Source organism: Paenibacillus soyae, assembly GCF_024623455.1.
Lineage (GTDB): Bacteria > Bacillota > Bacilli > Paenibacillales > Paenibacillaceae > Pristimantibacillus > Pristimantibacillus soyae.
The window spans coordinates 72,133-87,342 of sequence record NZ_JANIPJ010000019.1 but is presented as its reverse complement, the minus strand read 5'-3'; the positions used below and the strand labels follow the sequence as shown (position 1 = coordinate 87,342).

The 15,210-nt window shown below is 51.4% G+C and carries 17 protein-coding genes; all 17 read left to right on the top strand.

The genetic code is table 11. The features are described from left to right. The first annotated feature begins 234 nt into the window (after positions 1-234). The 17 genes from NQZ67_RS22940 to NQZ67_RS22860 all read left to right on the top strand — a co-directional run bounded on the left by NQZ67_RS22940 (position 235) and on the right by NQZ67_RS22860 (position 14,969). On the top strand, positions 235-696 hold the full coding sequence (locus tag NQZ67_RS22940) for a hypothetical protein (protein WP_257450508.1): 462 nt from the start codon (positions 235-237) through the stop codon (positions 694-696). Positions 697-824: 128 nt separating this feature from the next. Then, positions 825-2,927 carry a helicase-related protein gene (locus NQZ67_RS22935; protein ID WP_257450506.1) on the top strand — a complete coding sequence of 701 codons (2,103 nt, stop codon included), beginning with the start codon at positions 825-827 and terminating at the stop codon, positions 2,925-2,927. Next, positions 2,924-3,853, top strand: a complete 930-nt coding sequence (locus NQZ67_RS22930; RefSeq protein ID WP_257450503.1) for a ComFC family protein — start codon at positions 2,924-2,926, stop codon at positions 3,851-3,853. The genes NQZ67_RS22935 and NQZ67_RS22930 overlap by 4 nt, the downstream gene beginning before the upstream one ends. A 108-nt stretch (positions 3,854-3,961) precedes the next feature. Continuing rightward, positions 3,962-4,384: a TIGR03826 family flagellar region protein gene (locus tag NQZ67_RS22925; protein WP_257450501.1), complete on the top strand. Its 423-nt coding sequence runs from the start codon at positions 3,962-3,964 to the stop codon at positions 4,382-4,384. Between the two features lie 97 nt (positions 4,385-4,481). Then, positions 4,482-4,748: a flagellar biosynthesis anti-sigma factor FlgM gene (gene flgM, locus NQZ67_RS22920; RefSeq protein ID WP_257450499.1), complete on the top strand. Its 267-nt coding sequence runs from the start codon at positions 4,482-4,484 to the stop codon at positions 4,746-4,748. Positions 4,749-4,752: 4 nt separating this feature from the next. Continuing rightward, positions 4,753-5,259, top strand: coding sequence for a flagellar protein FlgN (locus NQZ67_RS22915; protein WP_257450497.1), 507 nt, complete (start codon positions 4,753-4,755; stop codon positions 5,257-5,259). A 23-nt stretch (positions 5,260-5,282) separates the two neighbouring features. Next, on the top strand, positions 5,283-6,842 hold the full coding sequence (gene flgK / locus NQZ67_RS22910) for a flagellar hook-associated protein FlgK (protein WP_257450495.1): 1,560 nt from the start codon (positions 5,283-5,285) through the stop codon (positions 6,840-6,842). A 31-nt stretch (positions 6,843-6,873) separates the two neighbouring features. Beyond that, positions 6,874-7,821 (top strand): flagellar hook-associated protein FlgL, encoded by a 948-nt coding sequence (gene flgL / locus NQZ67_RS22905; protein ID WP_257450491.1) that lies wholly within the window; start codon positions 6,874-6,876, stop codon positions 7,819-7,821. 14 nt (positions 7,822-7,835) lie between these two features. After that, complete coding sequence (locus NQZ67_RS22900) at positions 7,836-8,402, top strand: DUF6470 family protein (protein WP_257450488.1); 567 nt, start codon at positions 7,836-7,838, stop codon at positions 8,400-8,402. A gap of 90 nt (positions 8,403-8,492) precedes the next feature. After that, positions 8,493-8,906, top strand: a complete 414-nt coding sequence (locus tag NQZ67_RS22895) for a flagellar assembly protein FliW (RefSeq protein ID WP_306813026.1) — start codon at positions 8,493-8,495, stop codon at positions 8,904-8,906. Between the two features lie 12 nt (positions 8,907-8,918). Beyond that, on the top strand, positions 8,919-9,146 hold the full coding sequence (csrA, locus tag NQZ67_RS22890; RefSeq protein WP_257450485.1) for a carbon storage regulator CsrA: 228 nt from the start codon (positions 8,919-8,921) through the stop codon (positions 9,144-9,146). A 142-nt stretch (positions 9,147-9,288) separates the two neighbouring features. Further along, positions 9,289-10,143 carry a flagellin Hag gene (gene hag, locus NQZ67_RS22885; RefSeq protein WP_257450483.1) on the top strand — a complete coding sequence of 285 codons (855 nt, stop codon included), beginning with the start codon at positions 9,289-9,291 and terminating at the stop codon, positions 10,141-10,143. 95 nt (positions 10,144-10,238) lie between these two features. Further along, positions 10,239-12,173: a tetratricopeptide repeat-containing glycosyltransferase family 2 protein gene (locus NQZ67_RS22880; protein ID WP_257450482.1), complete on the top strand. Its 1,935-nt coding sequence runs from the start codon at positions 10,239-10,241 to the stop codon at positions 12,171-12,173. A gap of 62 nt (positions 12,174-12,235) precedes the next feature. After that, positions 12,236-12,631 carry a flagellar protein FlaG gene (locus NQZ67_RS22875; protein ID WP_257450481.1) on the top strand — a complete coding sequence of 132 codons (396 nt, stop codon included), beginning with the start codon at positions 12,236-12,238 and terminating at the stop codon, positions 12,629-12,631. 30 nt (positions 12,632-12,661) lie between these two features. Beyond that, on the top strand, positions 12,662-14,218 hold the full coding sequence (gene fliD, locus NQZ67_RS22870; protein WP_257450480.1) for a flagellar filament capping protein FliD: 1,557 nt from the start codon (positions 12,662-12,664) through the stop codon (positions 14,216-14,218). 21 nt (positions 14,219-14,239) lie between these two features. Then, positions 14,240-14,668: a flagellar export chaperone FliS gene (fliS, locus tag NQZ67_RS22865; RefSeq protein WP_257450478.1), complete on the top strand. Its 429-nt coding sequence runs from the start codon at positions 14,240-14,242 to the stop codon at positions 14,666-14,668. Further along, on the top strand, positions 14,628-14,969 hold the full coding sequence (locus tag NQZ67_RS22860; RefSeq protein ID WP_257450615.1) for a flagellar protein FliT: 342 nt from the start codon (positions 14,628-14,630) through the stop codon (positions 14,967-14,969). Before fliS ends, NQZ67_RS22860 begins: the two co-directional genes overlap by 41 nt. Positions 14,970-15,210: the final 241 nt, after the last annotated feature.

The window sequence follows — 15,210 nt, the reverse complement described above, 5'->3', positions numbered from 1 at the left end:
GAACAGCCCATGCTTACGCAGGATTTTGCTTCGCAAAACGGTTGATGCTTACGAAGTGTTTTTCTTCGAAAAACTGAGCGAATGCTTACGAAGCGTTTTGCTCCGCAAAACAGCCCATGCTTACGAAGTGTTTTTCTTCGAAAAACTGAGCGAATGCTTACGAAGCGTTTTGCTCCGCAAAACAGCCCATGCTTACGAAGTGTTTTTCTACGAAAAACTTGAGGAGGTGCCGACATGCTGAATGTTCTGCTGATTATCATAGGCTGTTACGCCGCTGCGGCGCTGCTCGTTCATCTTGCCCATTGGATCGGCCGAGGGAAATCGCGCAAGAGCAAGCATTACGTGCTGATTGCCGATAAAGGTCAGGCGGAGCAGATGGAGTGGTACTTGAGAATGCTTCATGCTTTCTCCCGCTGGATAGGCAAGGATGTGCGGCTGACGGTGGTGGATCGAGGGGCTTCCGACGAGACGCTTGCCATCGTTGAGCGCTGGAGAAGAAGCGGCAAGCAAGTTCATGTGCATGCGCAGAAGCCGCAAGCGGATACGGAGACCGAAGATGGAAAGCGCTTGCAGGGAAATGAGGGTGCCGTCCACATGATGTGGATGCTGCAAGCCGAGGGGGTCGTGTCGGAATCGGAGCACGCCGTGCTCGTCGATCTGCAGAATCCGGCCGACTTGTCGAAGATGCCGTTTTGACCTATAATGCAGACATAGTGAAGCACACTTGATTCGCCCATGCGGCGGGTCAGGTGTGCTTTTTTTGGTTTGGGCCGGTGATGGTGTCCGGTAGCGGCATTCGAATCGGAATTATGGGGGAGTAACGGATGAGGGCTTACTTGTATGCGTTAAGAAGAAACGGCAAGTGGGAGGGAAGAGTGACGATTGCGCCGGAGGTGGATCGCGCCTATTGGTTCGGCGGCAGTCATGCGGCACAGGAGCACGTAGAGGCGGCGTGGTTCTGGAAGGAGCAGCTGCCGCTTGGACAGGCTTGTCAGATTGCGGAATGGTGGAGGATGGGGGAGCGTGGCGGGAAGTACATAAGGGGAAGTGATCGACGGGGAAGAGCAAAGAAGAAAGCAGAGAAGAGAGCAGTTTCGCTGTTAGAACAAGGGGCTTCGAGCGATAAGGTGTGGGTCGATGGCTTAATAGAGCTTGAGTGCATGATTCGGCTGACGGGTGATGATGCGGCTACAAGTGCGAAGCGAGGGCGCAGTTGGCGGCTATGGTTCAAGCGGAAGAAGCGCCGGGAGTCAGGGATCACTGAGGCTGAGCTGGCGAGGCTGCTTGCCTGCGCGGAGCTCTGGCGGCGCGAGCCTAACGGGGCGGCGCGCGGCGGGGTTGACGCGGCGGCGGCCGAGCGCGCCGCGTCGCTGCTCTCTGGCCGCGCGCTGCTAAGCGGCGAAGCGCGCGAGCTCTTGGGCGCCGGCGGTCCCGGGGCCGCCGCCAGCTGGCGCGAAGCGATTCAGCTGGCGGCGCTGCTCGGGCGCGTGCGCCTCCGCGGAGCGGTCGCCGCCGTTGAGGGCGGGCGGCCGGACGCCCGGCGCCGGCTGCGCTGCCGGCGCTGCGGCAGCGGGGAGGCTCGGCTGCGGCGCTCGCGGTGCCTGGCCTGCGGGCGCTTGTGCAGTTATTGCGAAGCCTGCCTCACGATGGGGCGGAGCCGCGAATGCGAGCTGCTGGTAGAGGGCGTGTACGAGCCTCTAGCGCAGCAAGGGTTGGGTGGCGGCCGCGGTGCCTGGCCCGCGGCCCGGGAAGCCGAGACGGCCCCGGTTGCGGGCCGGCTGGCGCATTGGGGCCTCAGTCCGGCGCAGCTTGCGGCGACGGAAGAGGCCCTGCACTTTATAGAGGGGAGGGCTGTCCAAGGCCGTCCTAAGCTGCGAGTGAGCCGGCAGCCGACCGGCGAGCGCTCGGATATTCGCAACTTCCTGCTCTGGGCCGTGACCGGAGCGGGCAAGACGGAGATGGTATTCCCGCTCGTCGAGTCGGTGCTGCGCCGCGGCGGAAGAGCGCTCATCGCATCGCCCAGGCGCGACGTCGTGCTGGAGCTGGACCCTCGTATTCGGCGCGCCTTCCCCGAAGCTGCCGTCGTCACCCTGTATGGCGGAAGCGAGCAGCGCTGGGAGCGCGGAGATATTACCTTATCGACGACGCATCAGCTGTTCCGGTTCCATCATGCGTTTGATCTTGTCATATTAGATGAAATAGATGCCTATCCTTATCATGGCGATCCGCTGCTGAAATATGCGGCGGACAAGAGCTGCCTGCCCGGAGCGCCGCGTCTGCTTCTATCTGCAACGCCGCCGATTGAGCTGCAGCGGGCGGCGAAGCGGGGGGAGCTGGCGCATGCGCGCGTGCCTGTCCGCTACCATCGGCATCCGCTTCCGGTTCCGATACTAAGGCGCTCGCCCCCCGTCCATGCGATGTTGTCTTCCGGCAAGCTGCCTGCATCGCTGCAGAAGGTTATTCAAGCCTCGCTCGATCGAGGGGCCCAATTGTTCCTGTTCGTTCAGCGGATCGCGCAATCCGAGCCTTTCGCCGCGCTCCTCCGGGATAAGCTGCGGCTGCCCTCAGCTCTTGTAGCGGCCACTTCCTCGCAGGATCCGGAGCGTTCTTCTAAGGTCGCCGCTTTCCGCACCGCGGATATCCGCGTCTTGGTGACGACGACGATTCTGGAGAGGGGCGTGACCATCCCAAAGAGCGATGTAATCATCATGGACGCGGACGGCAAGCTGTTCGACGAGGCTTCGCTCGTGCAGATGGCGGGAAGGGCGGGGCGGAATGCGGCCGATCCGAACGGGAGCGTCTCCTTTTTTGCGCCGGAGAGGAATCAGTCCCAGCTTCGCGCCGTCCGTCACATTCGAACGATGAATCGGTTCGCCAGGGCGAGAGGGTTCCTGCTGGAGTCTGGCAAGAGGGGGAGTCGCTCATGAGCATTATACGAACCATCACACGCCTGTTGTCCGGCTTGCGTACCGCGGGCAACCGGTCCGTTACATGGATGGCGCCTCACCAAGAAGGCTGCGTCGTATGCGGCAAAGCCTTCGGTCAAGCGCAGCCTGCCGAAGTCCGATCCGGCGGCGCCCCCGCAGCGGCTCGCTTGTTGAACCATTCACTATGCATAAGCTGCCGTTCCTCCATCCCGTGGCTCGAGCGAATCCTCTGTCCGATATGCGGGAGAGGCATTCACTGCGAGGATTGCGGCCGCCGTCCGAATCGTCACTTTGTCTTGAATCGCAGCGCCGTAACGTACGATCCCGTCATGCGCAGCTGGCTGGCCTTGTACAAATATAGGGGCCTCGAGCGTCTGGCCCCGCTGCTTGCGGAGATGCTGGTGCCGCCTTTCCTTAAGCTGACCGAAGAGCTGGCCAAAGCCGCGCCTGCCGCCCCAAGTCTGCCAAGAAATGCAGGCATTCATCCGTTTCGGATCGCCCTCCATAACCGCAGCTTGAAGAACCAGCCCGCCAACGGCATTTGGGACGCTGTCGCCTTCGTGCCCATCAGCGCGGAGCGGGCGGAAGAGCGCGGCTTCAATCAGGCGGCTGAGCTGGCGCGGTATCTATCGAGGCGATACGGTATTCCGTCGTACGATCTGCTCGTCCGGGCGCATCACTCGGAGAAGATGAGCTTCAAATCGCGGGCGGAGCGCATGCGGGTGGCGAAGTCGCTTTTCGAAGTGAACGAATCGTCGCTGAAGGAGCTGGAGGCATTGCATGCGGACGCGTCCAGAGAGCTCCGAGTTCTCCTTATCGACGATATTTACACGACGGGAAGCACGGTCGAGGCCTGCTCCGAAGTTTTGCTGCGCCATGCTTGTCAGCCCCTTAAGGTATACGTCCTCACGTGGTCGCGTTCATAGAAAAGCTGTCATTTCCTGCACGTATCCGTAATTTTTCCTAATGAAAATACTGTCGGAATCCGTTAATATGAAAGTAGGATTATTTAGGACAAGAGGGGGCTTCAAGCGATGAACGTGGATAACTGTCCTCGCTGCGGGAAGATTTTTGCCAAAAATTTTAGAGATGTGTGCCCGGCATGCATGAAGGATATCGATAGAGAGTATCAGCTTTGCGCCGACTACCTTCGCGAGAACAAGGGTGCTATCATCCATGAGCTTTCGGACGCCACGGGCGTCGCCATTAGACAAATTACGAAATTCATTCGCGAAGGCCGGATCTCCATTGTGAACGCGCCTAATATGTCTTTCCCATGCGAATCATGCGGGACATTGATCCGCGAGAACCATCTGTGCGAGGATTGCCGCTCCCGCCTGACGAAGGATACGCGCAGGATGATGGAGGATGAAAGCGCTAAAGCTGCCCAGCTTGAGAAACAGAAGCAAGCGGAGAAAACCGCATATCGCGGAATCAGCGAGTATAAAGGCAGATAATTTCTGGATACTATTCATTAAAATATGACGAGAGCCGATAATACTTGTATAAGGTTAATCGGCTTTTTTAGTTGCTGATCACAATGAGGTGAGAACATTGAAGATAAACGAAACCAAACGTGTTGGAGCAACCAATCCCTACGCGAAACAGAATGAGCCGCGCGCGGACAACACGAAGAAAGCGAAGCAGAAGGACGAAGTGCAAATTTCCGCTGCCGCGATGGAGATGCTGTCGACAAGCAAGCTGAACGAGACGGAACGCAGCGCGAGAATCAACGAGCTGAAGCAAGCAGTCTCATCGGGCACGTATCATGTCGATGCCGGCAAGATCGCCGAGAAGCTTCTGCCGTTCATAAGGGAGTAGCGGGATGAACGAGACCATTCAGCAAATTGCCGCAACGCTTGAGGAACTGATCCACGAGCACAAGCAGCTGATCGAATACGGGAAGGCGAAGACGGAGGCGCTCAGACAGAACAGCATCGATTCGCTTTCCTATATCGCGAACAAGGAGAAGAAGATCCTTGACCAGATCCTGAAGCTCGAGCAGAGCCGGATCTTCCTGGTGGGCAAATATATGACGTCGCAGAAGATTAGCGGCCATCAGCGTTCGTTCAAGCTGGAGAAGCTCATCCAGATGGTTTACCACGCGGGTGAGAAGCAGCTGCTGCAACGGTTGTGGGACGAGCTGAACGCGGTCGTGACGGAGCTGCAGGAAATTAACGAATTCAACCAACAATTAGTGAAGATGACGCTTGAATACTTGCATTTCTCGCAGGATTTGCTGCTGGGACCCGAGGAAGACGACGTCACTTATCATCGGCATATACAGGACGCCGCCCGCAGGCGCGCGAGCCAATTCAATATTAAGACTTAAGCTTAGAGGAGTGAGAGACGGACATGGCTTCCACTTTCCATGGACTAGAGACGGCTAGACGCAGCTTGTTCACCACGCAATCGGCGTTGAATACAACGGGACATAATATCGCTAACGCGAATACGGTGGGATATTCCCGGCAGGTCGTGAACATGACGGCGACCAGGCCGATCGACGCGCTGGGTTATTCAAAGTCCGCAGCGGCAGGCCAGTTGGGAACGGGCGTGGAGGCCAGCTCCATCACGCGCATCCGGGAGAAGTTCCTGGACAATCAATTCCGGAACGAATACAAATCGCAGGGGAATTACGACGTCCAGATGGACACGTTGTCGAAGCTGGAAGGAATCGTGAACGAACCAAGCGATACGGGCATCCGCAGCGTGATCTCGAATTTCTGGAACGCATGGTCGGATTTAAGCAAAAACCCCGAGAATGCCGATGGCCGCAAGGTTGTTAAGGAGCAAACGCTCGCCATGGTCGACGCGTTTAATTATACCGCCAAACAGCTGAGCGATTTGAAGGCGGACCTCACGGAAAATGTCGAGATTAACATGAACACGGCGAATTCGATCGCCACCAGCATCGCTCAGCTAAACGATGAGATTCGAAGAATCGAAGGCCTGGGCGACAATGCAAACGATTTAAGAGACCAGAGAGATTTGCTAACGGATCAATTGTCCGGGCTCGTCAATATTCGCGTCGAAGAGCTCGACTCCGGTTATCGGGTGACGATGGGCGATATGGAGCTCGTGGCCGGAGGGACGGCGACGCCTCTAACAGTCGATTCCATTAACGACGCGGTGGAATCAGGCGATTTGAACAGCGGGGCTATTTATGGAACTATCTACTCGCGCGATCATTTTGTCCAAGGATACATGGATGAGTTGGATACAATGGTTCAAACCATGGCGAACGGAGAATTCCAGGTCACGCTGCCTAAGGGCGCCGTTCTCCCCATCGGAACGGTTATTAACGGGACGGCGGTAACCAGTCTGAATCGGACGCTGGAAGAGGATACGGTCGTAACGGTGAATGGTCTGAACGGATTGCATCAGCTCGGGTACAGTCTTGCAGGAGACGAGCCGGGTCTGCCATTCTTCACCGATGCGTCCGGAGGCACGACCGGACTAACAGCCGCTAACATTACTTTGAATCCGGAGATTGCGGCCAATTCCAACTTGATCGCGACTTCCATGCGCGTGACGACCGATGCCGGCGGCACGGATACCGTCGTTAGCGGCAACAACTCGCTCGCGGTGCTGTTCTCGCAAATGCGCGATGCAAGGTTCGACTTCGATGCCGGAACCGGAGAGAACAAGAACACCATCGACGCGTATTTCCGTTCGGTGGTCGGGCAATTAGGCGTGCAAGCGTCCGAAGCGTCCCGCATGCAGAGCAATCAGCAGATTATCGTCGAGCAGGTCGACGCGCGCAGGCAGTCGGTAAGCGGCGTCTCACTGGACGAAGAAATGTCGAATTTGATCAAGTTCCAGCATGCCTATAACGCCGCAGCGCGTAACATGACCATGATAGACGAGCTGCTGAATAAAGTGATTAACGGCATGGGCCGTGTAGGTCTCTAATATAAATTGAACAATGCAGAGGTGACCAAGCATGTCCTTACGCGTAACGCAAACCATGATGAACTCGCAATTGCTGCGTAACATCACGAATAATCTTGGCAGAATGAACACCTTGCAGGATCAGCTTTCGACGGGGATGAAGATTAACAAACCATCCGACGATCCGGTAGGCATTACGTTCTCGCTGCGTTATAGAAGCGAATTGCAGGCGAACGACCAATATATCAAAAACGTAGATACCAGCCTGTCGATTCTGCAATATACGGATACGACGATCGGTCAAGCCGGCGACATCATGCAGCGTTTCCGTGAACTCCTTGTTCAAGGCTCTAACGGAGCGTTGGAGCAAACTAGCCTGGATTCCATTAACACCGAAATTTCGCAGCTTTATAATCAAATGGTTGAGATCGGGAACAGCCAGTTTAACGGGAAGCAAGTCTTCAATGGCGAGCAAACGGGCGAGAAGCCCTATCCGACAATGGGATTGACGGAAGCAGCCGTACCGCCTGCCGTTAAGGCGTATAATATTACGACGGATCAAGCCACGGTCAAATACGAATTGTCCGCCGGGATGACCATGTCGGCCAATATTACCGGCAACGAAGTGTTCGGCGAGGCTATCGCTTCCGATGCCGATACCGCGAGCGATAATGTGTTCCAGCTCATGCGCAGGGCGCATGAAATGTTCGCGGCCGGCAACCAGGAAGGCGTTTCCGAGCTAATAGAGCAGGTAGATACGCGCATGAACAAAATGCTCACCAAACGGGCGGAGATCGGCGCTAGAATCAACAGGGTCGAGATTATCCAGGCTCGCTTGGAAGACATTGACGTGAACCTCCAGACGGTGAAGTCCAAAACCGAGGATGCGGATATGGCAGAGGTCATTACCAACTTGAAGATGGAGGAGAACGTTTATCAGGCTTCTCTATCCGTAGGGGCGCAGCTTATTCGTCCAAGCTTGGTTGACTTCCTGAGATAAGGACGGTCGTTCAGATGCAGATACCTACGCTCGATATTCGGCTCCAGCATGCTAAGTTAAGTATAGATGCCGATCCCGGCATTCAAGATCTGCAGCAGCCTCGAGCAAGCGTGAATATGCGCCAGGTCAGGCCCGAGCAGCATTTCTCGACGACAAGAGGCACGCTTGAGATCGATCAAGAGAAAGCTTGGGATGCGTTGGCACTTGGCAACAATTTGGAGACGATGTCCAAAATCTATTCGCAAGCTTCGAATATCGCATTACAAGGGCTTGGCCGGATCGTAGAGAAGGGTAATCAGATGGCCGCCATCCATACGGGCGGCAAACCGATCGCATCCATGGCGAAGGAATGGAAGAGAACGTTCCCGGAGATGGACTTTCGAGGACCGGCTTCCATTGATAATGTTGATGTCTATTATACTCCGGGGAACTTGAACATCGAGACGACTCCCGGCCGCGTAGAACTGGATGTCCGGGTGAATGCGCCAATTCATCACTATGAACGAGGCAAGCTTGATATTTATATGAGTCAGCCTCCGAGCGTTATCATCACCCCTCCTCAAATTGACAGTCGCATTTGACCTCATAATATGTTTACATTAAGCTATAGGTTTGTCGTTTGCGGAAGCTAGCGGACGAGCCTATAGCTTTTGTTTTGAATAACAAGGAGGATGCCATCCGTGACGAATGACTCCGCAAAAAAATATGTTTTCGACCAAGGAATTCCCGGTTTTGAGCATTTGAGGGTTTTTATCTTTGAAGATATTGAAGATATCGGAGAGGAGCTTCCGCTTAAAGTCATGCGCTCCGAGGAGGACGAGCACGTTTCTTTCATAGTGGCCAATCCTTTCATTTATTATCCCGAGTATGAATGGGATCTATCGGAATCGGCAAAGCTTGAGATGGAAATAGAGACGGAATCGGAGCTCGAGGTGTGGGCGATTATGACGCTGCGAGAATCGATACAAGACTCTACGATCAATCTGCAGGCGCCTGTGCTATTAAATAATGCGAATCACCGCGGCAGACAGCTTATCCTGCAGAATTCGCCATTCGGGACGCGGGCCCCCGTCATTCGACCATAAGGAGGAATCGAGATGCTTGTATTGTCCCGCCGGACCGGCGAGTCTATTGTCATTGATCATAATATCGAGATTGTGGTCGTGGGGGTGGAGGGCGACCAAGTGAGGCTTGGCATCCGCGCTCCCAGAGAGATAGACATTTACCGCAAAGAGATTTACGAGGTAATTCAAGAGGAGAACAAGAAGGCGGCGGCTGGCTCAGTCACTGCGGAGGATCTCAAAAAACTTTTCAAAAAAAATTGAGATTTGCCTCTATCAGCTATAAAGATTCGGGACGAGATGTCGATATATATAATATGAAGGCGAGAGGGCGGCCGACCTACTAGCCGGATCAAAATCAACCGCAAGGATGCGGACATTTACCCAATTCAAGGAGGAAATTACAATGCGTATTAACCACAACATTCAAGCAATCAACACTCACCGTCAACTGGGCGTAAACACTGGCGCTGCTGGTAAAAACCTTGAGAAGCTTTCTTCCGGTCTTCGTATTAACCGTGCTGGCGACGACGCTGCTGGTCTTGCGATCTCCGAGAAAATGCGCGGCCAAATCCGCGGTCTGGAAATGGCTTCGAAGAACTCCCAAGACGCGATCTCCCTTATCCAAACAGCTGAGGGCGCTCTGACTGAGACTCACTCCATCCTGCAACGTATGCGCGAGCTGACTGTACAGGCTGGTAACACTGGTACTCAAGAGACTGAAGATCTGGAAGCAATCCAAGAAGAAATCGGCGCATTGATCAAGGAGCTTGGCGGCGAAGCAGGCGAGTCCGGTATCTCCGACCGTACGCAATTCAACGGCAAGGACCTGCTTTCTGGCGACTATTCCGCAACTGGCGGTTCTTCGCTGACATTCCAAATCGGCGCGAACGCTTCCCAAACATTGGAGCTTAACATCGACGACATGTCCGCTTCTGCACTGGGCGTTAGCGGCATCGACGTTACTGACTTCGCTACAACTGATTTCGACAGCCAGCTTTCCTCGATCGACGCAGCTATCAAGACTGTATCGACACAACGTTCCGAGCTGGGTGCGGCTCAAAACCGTCTTGAGCACACTATCAACAACCTGGGTGCTGCAAGCGAGAACCTGACAGCTGCTGAATCCCGTATCCGTGACGTTGACATGGCGAAGGAAATGATGGAGTTCACGAAGAACAACATCCTTAACCAAGCTGCTCAAGCTATGTTGGCTCAAGCTAACCAACAGCCGCAAGGCGTACTGCAACTGCTCCGTTAATTTTTATGAATTAATACTGGCTTTAATAAAAATATCGTACCGGTCATCTGGTACGATATTTTTATTAACCAAGACATTATTTTATGAGGTGCGCGATGAGTGTATTTACATCCTTATGTTTGATTGTCAAAGATGAAGAAAAGGTTCTGAGAAGATGCTTGGAGTCCGTCTCAGGGATCGTAGATGAGATCATACTAGTAGATACAGGCTCATCGGACAACACGAAAGAAATAGCCGCCGAATTTACCGATCACATATATCATTACGATTGGACCAATAACTTTGCGGAAGCTCGGAACTTTGCCGCCTCGAAGGCGAACGGGCAATGGATTCTTGTGTTGGACGCGGACGAGTACGTAGACCGGGATAACCTCCAGGCCAGTATCGACGAATTGAAAAAGGATGCGGGAGCATACGATGTGTATGCAACGAACATCTTGAACTTCTTGGGCGAGGATGGCACGAATATCGCTCAGAACCGTCATGCCCGGGTTTACAAAAACAATGGCGAGATTCAGTATTTCCGCGCGATCCATGAACAGCTTGAATCGACTAATCCGTCGGGGATCAACATGGGGGTCTCCTCCTTATTGATCTATCATACGGGTTATATGAAGAGCGTGGTTAGAGAAAAAGGCAAAAGCGGCAGGAATCTTCAAATTATCGATAAAGAAATGAACGCGAAGTCGGATGAGGCTTTCGATTTATATAACTACGGCAATGAAATGTCCGTATTGGGTCATCCCGAGAAGGCTTTGGATGCGTATATTAAGGCCTATCAGAAGAAAACAAGCTTCCATCATGATTGGGTGCCTGTTTGTTTGCTAAGTATTGTCGAGAAGCTGATCGCTTTGGAGAGATACAACGATGCGTTGACCGTCATTCAAGATGCGGGAGCTATGTTTTCCGATGCGGCGGATTTCCAATACTACAGAGGACTTATTTATTTTAGACAGAAGCGGTATGACGAGGCCAAGGCGGTTTTTAGCCACATCGTTTTGAACGCTAAACATTTTACAAGAGTCATTAAAAGCCCAGATTTCAAGGATTATATACCAAGCAAGGCCCTTGCTTTTATTTATGAAGAAGAAAATAATTTTCAAAGCGCGGTGAAGTATCATACGAGCGCTTTGAATCACAATAGATATTGCTTGGAAACTTTGTATCGCTTAATAAAAATATTAACGAAGTTCCATACGGAAGCTGAAATTTTCACCTTCTTATCGGAGAAGGTGCTATCCACTCCTAATACCGAGGTATTGCGGAAATTGGTTGCGTTCGCCTTGAATATCGGCAAACCGGCGTTGGCTCAGAGATTGGTTAAACGTTATTTTGCCGCGGACCTGCTCATGAATAGAGCCGTCGATCTAAAAGCAGGCTTGTCCGCGCAGTCGAATACTCCTATTACTGCCGAGCTTTACGATGCGCCTGTGTTGGTGTATGGCCTGAAGCTTTCTATGTTGGACTATGCGGATCTATTCCTGTTGTACTTCGCCACAGAGGATGCGGGTTTGAGATCCGATCTTAAGAAACTGTTGAGCAACGAAAGCCTCATTTCCTTGCTGGAAGCCGTAGAGAACAACGAAAGCTTGAAAGGCAAAAATGTAAATGCTGCTCATTATGTCAATATCCTTGAGAAGTGCATCGTTTTTAACCAATTTGAACTATTCAATAAGCTGGTGCCGCTCCGAACAGAATTAACCGATTCAGTAGGCGGGAAGATTGCGGGTTTGCTATACAGAAGCGGTTATGTAGACGAATCGATTGAGTTCTACTCGGAAGCGGATGAAAATGATCTGGACGAACAGGATTTCGAGAATGTGATCAAATGGCTGATCTCGAAGGATAACGGTTCGGAAGCTCAGAGAATTTCCATGGTCGCATTGAAGAAATATAAATTTAATTTTTATTTCCATAAACAAGCTATAAATTTGAGCGTGAAACGTTCTCTTATCAACCAGAAGCTTGTCAAAAAAGCGAAAGAGATTTTTGGGGAAACGGAATGGCTGGCGGCTTATTCAAAGAGCTAATGTAAACCGTATAGGATGCCGATATATAGATAAAGGATCTTATACGAAGGGAAGGATGAGGAATGAAGATTCCTACATCGATTAGCGGCTCTCCAGACAGAACGAACTCAGCAGGACAAACGAGTGAGGTATCAAGTCCGGAGCTTGATCATGCCTCCAAAGCGAATGGCTCCACTTTCACAACCGTCGAGGAAATGAAGAAGGCGGAACGTCAGGGAGAAGCATTCACATTAAGCGATGAGCAGGTTGTAAAAGCCATTGAGCGGGCATTAAAAGCCATGCAGGGGAAATCGACGAGTCTTGAATTTTCCATTCATGAGGAAACAAAATTGATATCGGTCAAGGTTCTTAACAACGAGTCGGGTGAAGTGATAAGAGAAATTCCTCCTGAGAAGTCGCTGGATTTTGTGGCGAAGCTGTGGGAGATGGCCGGCATATTCGTTGATAAGAAGGCTTAAATCCAAATACGGAAGGAGAGTGAGGTTGCTATGCGCGTAAGCGGTCTTTCTTCTGGGATTGATTATGAATCGATTATTACGAAGATGATGGATGCACAACGAGTGCCTGTCGATCGTCTGAAGCAACAGCAGCAGCTGTTGGAATGGAAACGCGATGATTATCGCGCGTTAAACAGCAAGATTTTGGAATTCAAAAATTTATCCTTCGATATGAAGCTCCCATCGGTGTATGGGTCAAAGAAAGCTACTTCATCTGACGAGAACAGCGTCGCGGCTACAGGCTCCTCGACATCGGGAGTCGGACAGTATTCCATCGAGGTAAAAAAGCTGGCGAAGGCTGCTTCCTTTAATACAGGGCAATTAGGAGCAACGACCGGCGGTACAACTAAACTATCCGATATAGGCTGGGATCTTGGAGACGATGAAGTAGCAACGATCGAAATAAATGGAGCGGCTTCGTCCGTTACGATAACGAAGGATACGACAATAAACGATTTGGTATCCGCGATAAATAAAAAGTCGACAACGTCCGGTGTAAAAGTAACTTATGATGCAACTATGGACCGCATGTTCTTTAATTCCACTAAAGTCGGTGCAAACTCCGAAATTAAGCTGGAAATTAAAAATGCTGACGGAGCGGCAGCTAGCCAGGATTTAACGAATCTCCTGAAGATGACCGGAGGAACCGCTGATGGAGTGATGTCATCGGGGGCTGTTACACCTACAACGGGCGGCTTCAGCGTAAAAGGCGTAAATGCGGAAGTTGTCTTCAATGGCGGAATCACGCAGCAGTATGAATCCAATACGTTTACAATCGCAGGGATCAACTTTACCGCTAAGAATGAGACGACGGGCGCTGTTCAAATTAATGTTTCGCAAGACATTGATTCCGTCGTTGACAAAATTAAAAATTATGTGGAAAAGTATAATGCCCTTATTGATGAAGTAAATAAAGAAACTTCCGAGAAGGTGCAGCGGAACTACAAGCCTCTCACGGACGCGCAGCGTGAAGAGATGAGCGACGAAGACATTAAGCGCTGGGAAGAGAAAGCTAGAAGTGGTATGCTGTCGAGGGATTCTCTGCTCAATGACGGCCTTACGAAGTTCCGCCGAGCTTTCTCGGATACGGTAGGCGGCTTGCCGGCTGATCAGCTTAAGACTTTATCGGAGATTGGGATATCCAGCACCAACATTGTAGGTTCCTCCATTTCGGGCTCTTATCTGGATAAAGGTAAGCTGTACATTGATGAAGATAAGCTCAGAAAAGCGATTACGGAAAATCCGGATCAAGTCGCGGCCCTATTCACAAAGGATGATGCAGCCACTTCCGGCGATGGAGTTGCCGTCAAGCTATATGATCAGGCATCGGCTCTTGTCAAACAGATTACGGATAAGGCCGGAACCGTCGGGTCTGCCGACAGCAGTCACCTGATTGGTAAAGACAATCAAAGATTGTCGGAGCAGATTGCCCTATTGGAAATCAGAATGATCGAAATGGAAAATCGCTATTATAAGCAGTTCACCGCAATGGAGAATTACATTAACAAAATGAATTCTCAAGGGTCCTGGCTGTCTCAGCAGCTCTAGCGCATAGGGGGTTAATGTTTGATGCAATTACAACAACAACGGAATAAGTATCTGGAGACGACCATGCAAACGGCCACTCCGGCTCAGCTGCTGATCATGCTCTATGACGGGGCCATCCGTTTTTGCAAGCAAGCCATTGAGGCGATCAAAGCGCGTAATTACATGGATGCCAACGTTAATTTGGTGAAAGTGCAGCAAATCATTAATGAGTTTATTATTACGATCGATCGGTCATTGCCTATTTCGGCAAACTTGCTGAGCTTGTATGACTATTTTAATACGCGTTTAATCGAGGCTAACATTAAGAAAAAAGCGGAGCCTGCCGAGGAAGTTTTGAGTTACTTGGTTGATCTCAAAGAAACATGGATTCAAGCGTCGAAAAAACAAAATCAACTTACGGGACAAGCATATGGAAATGCTTTTAAACCAGCTCAATCAACTGTCTACTAGGCTAATTGAGCGCCTCCCTTATTGCACGCTTGAAGAAATGGACGAATATATGATGTCGAGAGACTCTATATTCGAAGAGCTTCAGCAGCAGAAGCCAACACCTCATGAGGTAAGCAAGTACAAGGAGTTGGTTCAGCATCTGCTCGGCCAAGACGCTTTAATAATCGAGCGAATGATGAAATTAAGGGATGAAGCCCAGAAGGATATCTCACAGGTTAATACGGGAAAACGATCCAAATCGCTTTACGACAATGATTCGTACGGCGGAGATGACAGCCGGTTTTTTGATGCGAAGAGATAAGCAAGCTTCCTTATAGTAAAACACCTTCAAGGAATTGATTCCATGTTAAGAGACATGGGCGAGGCCTCGAGGGTGTTTTTTTGCGTTTGGCGGCAAAGGTCAGGCTGCCTCGTGAAATAAAGAGGCGTTTGATGGAGCAATTCACCGTTAACACTTCATTATTAGATGTTTTTAACCGAAATAAACTATATAACTTTAAAAAACGCCCAAATTTCCCCAACAAACAAATAACCCGATTGAA

Coding starts and splice junctions, on each gene's coding strand:
- NQZ67_RS22940 (WP_257450508.1), top strand. CDS start 235: ATGCTGAATGTTCTGCTGATTATCATAGGCTGTTACGCCGCTGCGGCG.
- NQZ67_RS22935 (WP_257450506.1), top strand. CDS start 825: ATGAGGGCTTACTTGTATGCGTTAAGAAGAAACGGCAAGTGGGAGGGA.
- NQZ67_RS22930 (WP_257450503.1), top strand. CDS start 2,924: ATGAGCATTATACGAACCATCACACGCCTGTTGTCCGGCTTGCGTACC.
- NQZ67_RS22925 (WP_257450501.1), top strand. CDS start 3,962: ATGAACGTGGATAACTGTCCTCGCTGCGGGAAGATTTTTGCCAAAAAT.
- NQZ67_RS22915 (WP_257450497.1), top strand. CDS start 4,753: ATGAACGAGACCATTCAGCAAATTGCCGCAACGCTTGAGGAACTGATC.
- flgK (WP_257450495.1), top strand. CDS start 5,283: ATGGCTTCCACTTTCCATGGACTAGAGACGGCTAGACGCAGCTTGTTC.
- flgL (WP_257450491.1), top strand. CDS start 6,874: ATGTCCTTACGCGTAACGCAAACCATGATGAACTCGCAATTGCTGCGT.
- NQZ67_RS22900 (WP_257450488.1), top strand. CDS start 7,836: ATGCAGATACCTACGCTCGATATTCGGCTCCAGCATGCTAAGTTAAGT.
- NQZ67_RS22895 (WP_306813026.1), top strand. CDS start 8,493: ATGCCATCCGTGACGAATGACTCCGCAAAAAAATATGTTTTCGACCAA.
- csrA (WP_257450485.1), top strand. CDS start 8,919: ATGCTTGTATTGTCCCGCCGGACCGGCGAGTCTATTGTCATTGATCAT.
- hag (WP_257450483.1), top strand. CDS start 9,289: ATGCGTATTAACCACAACATTCAAGCAATCAACACTCACCGTCAACTG.
- NQZ67_RS22880 (WP_257450482.1), top strand. CDS start 10,239: ATGAGTGTATTTACATCCTTATGTTTGATTGTCAAAGATGAAGAAAAG.
- NQZ67_RS22875 (WP_257450481.1), top strand. CDS start 12,236: ATGAAGATTCCTACATCGATTAGCGGCTCTCCAGACAGAACGAACTCA.
- fliD (WP_257450480.1), top strand. CDS start 12,662: ATGCGCGTAAGCGGTCTTTCTTCTGGGATTGATTATGAATCGATTATT.
- fliS (WP_257450478.1), top strand. CDS start 14,240: ATGCAATTACAACAACAACGGAATAAGTATCTGGAGACGACCATGCAA.
- NQZ67_RS22860 (WP_257450615.1), top strand. CDS start 14,628: ATGGAAATGCTTTTAAACCAGCTCAATCAACTGTCTACTAGGCTAATT.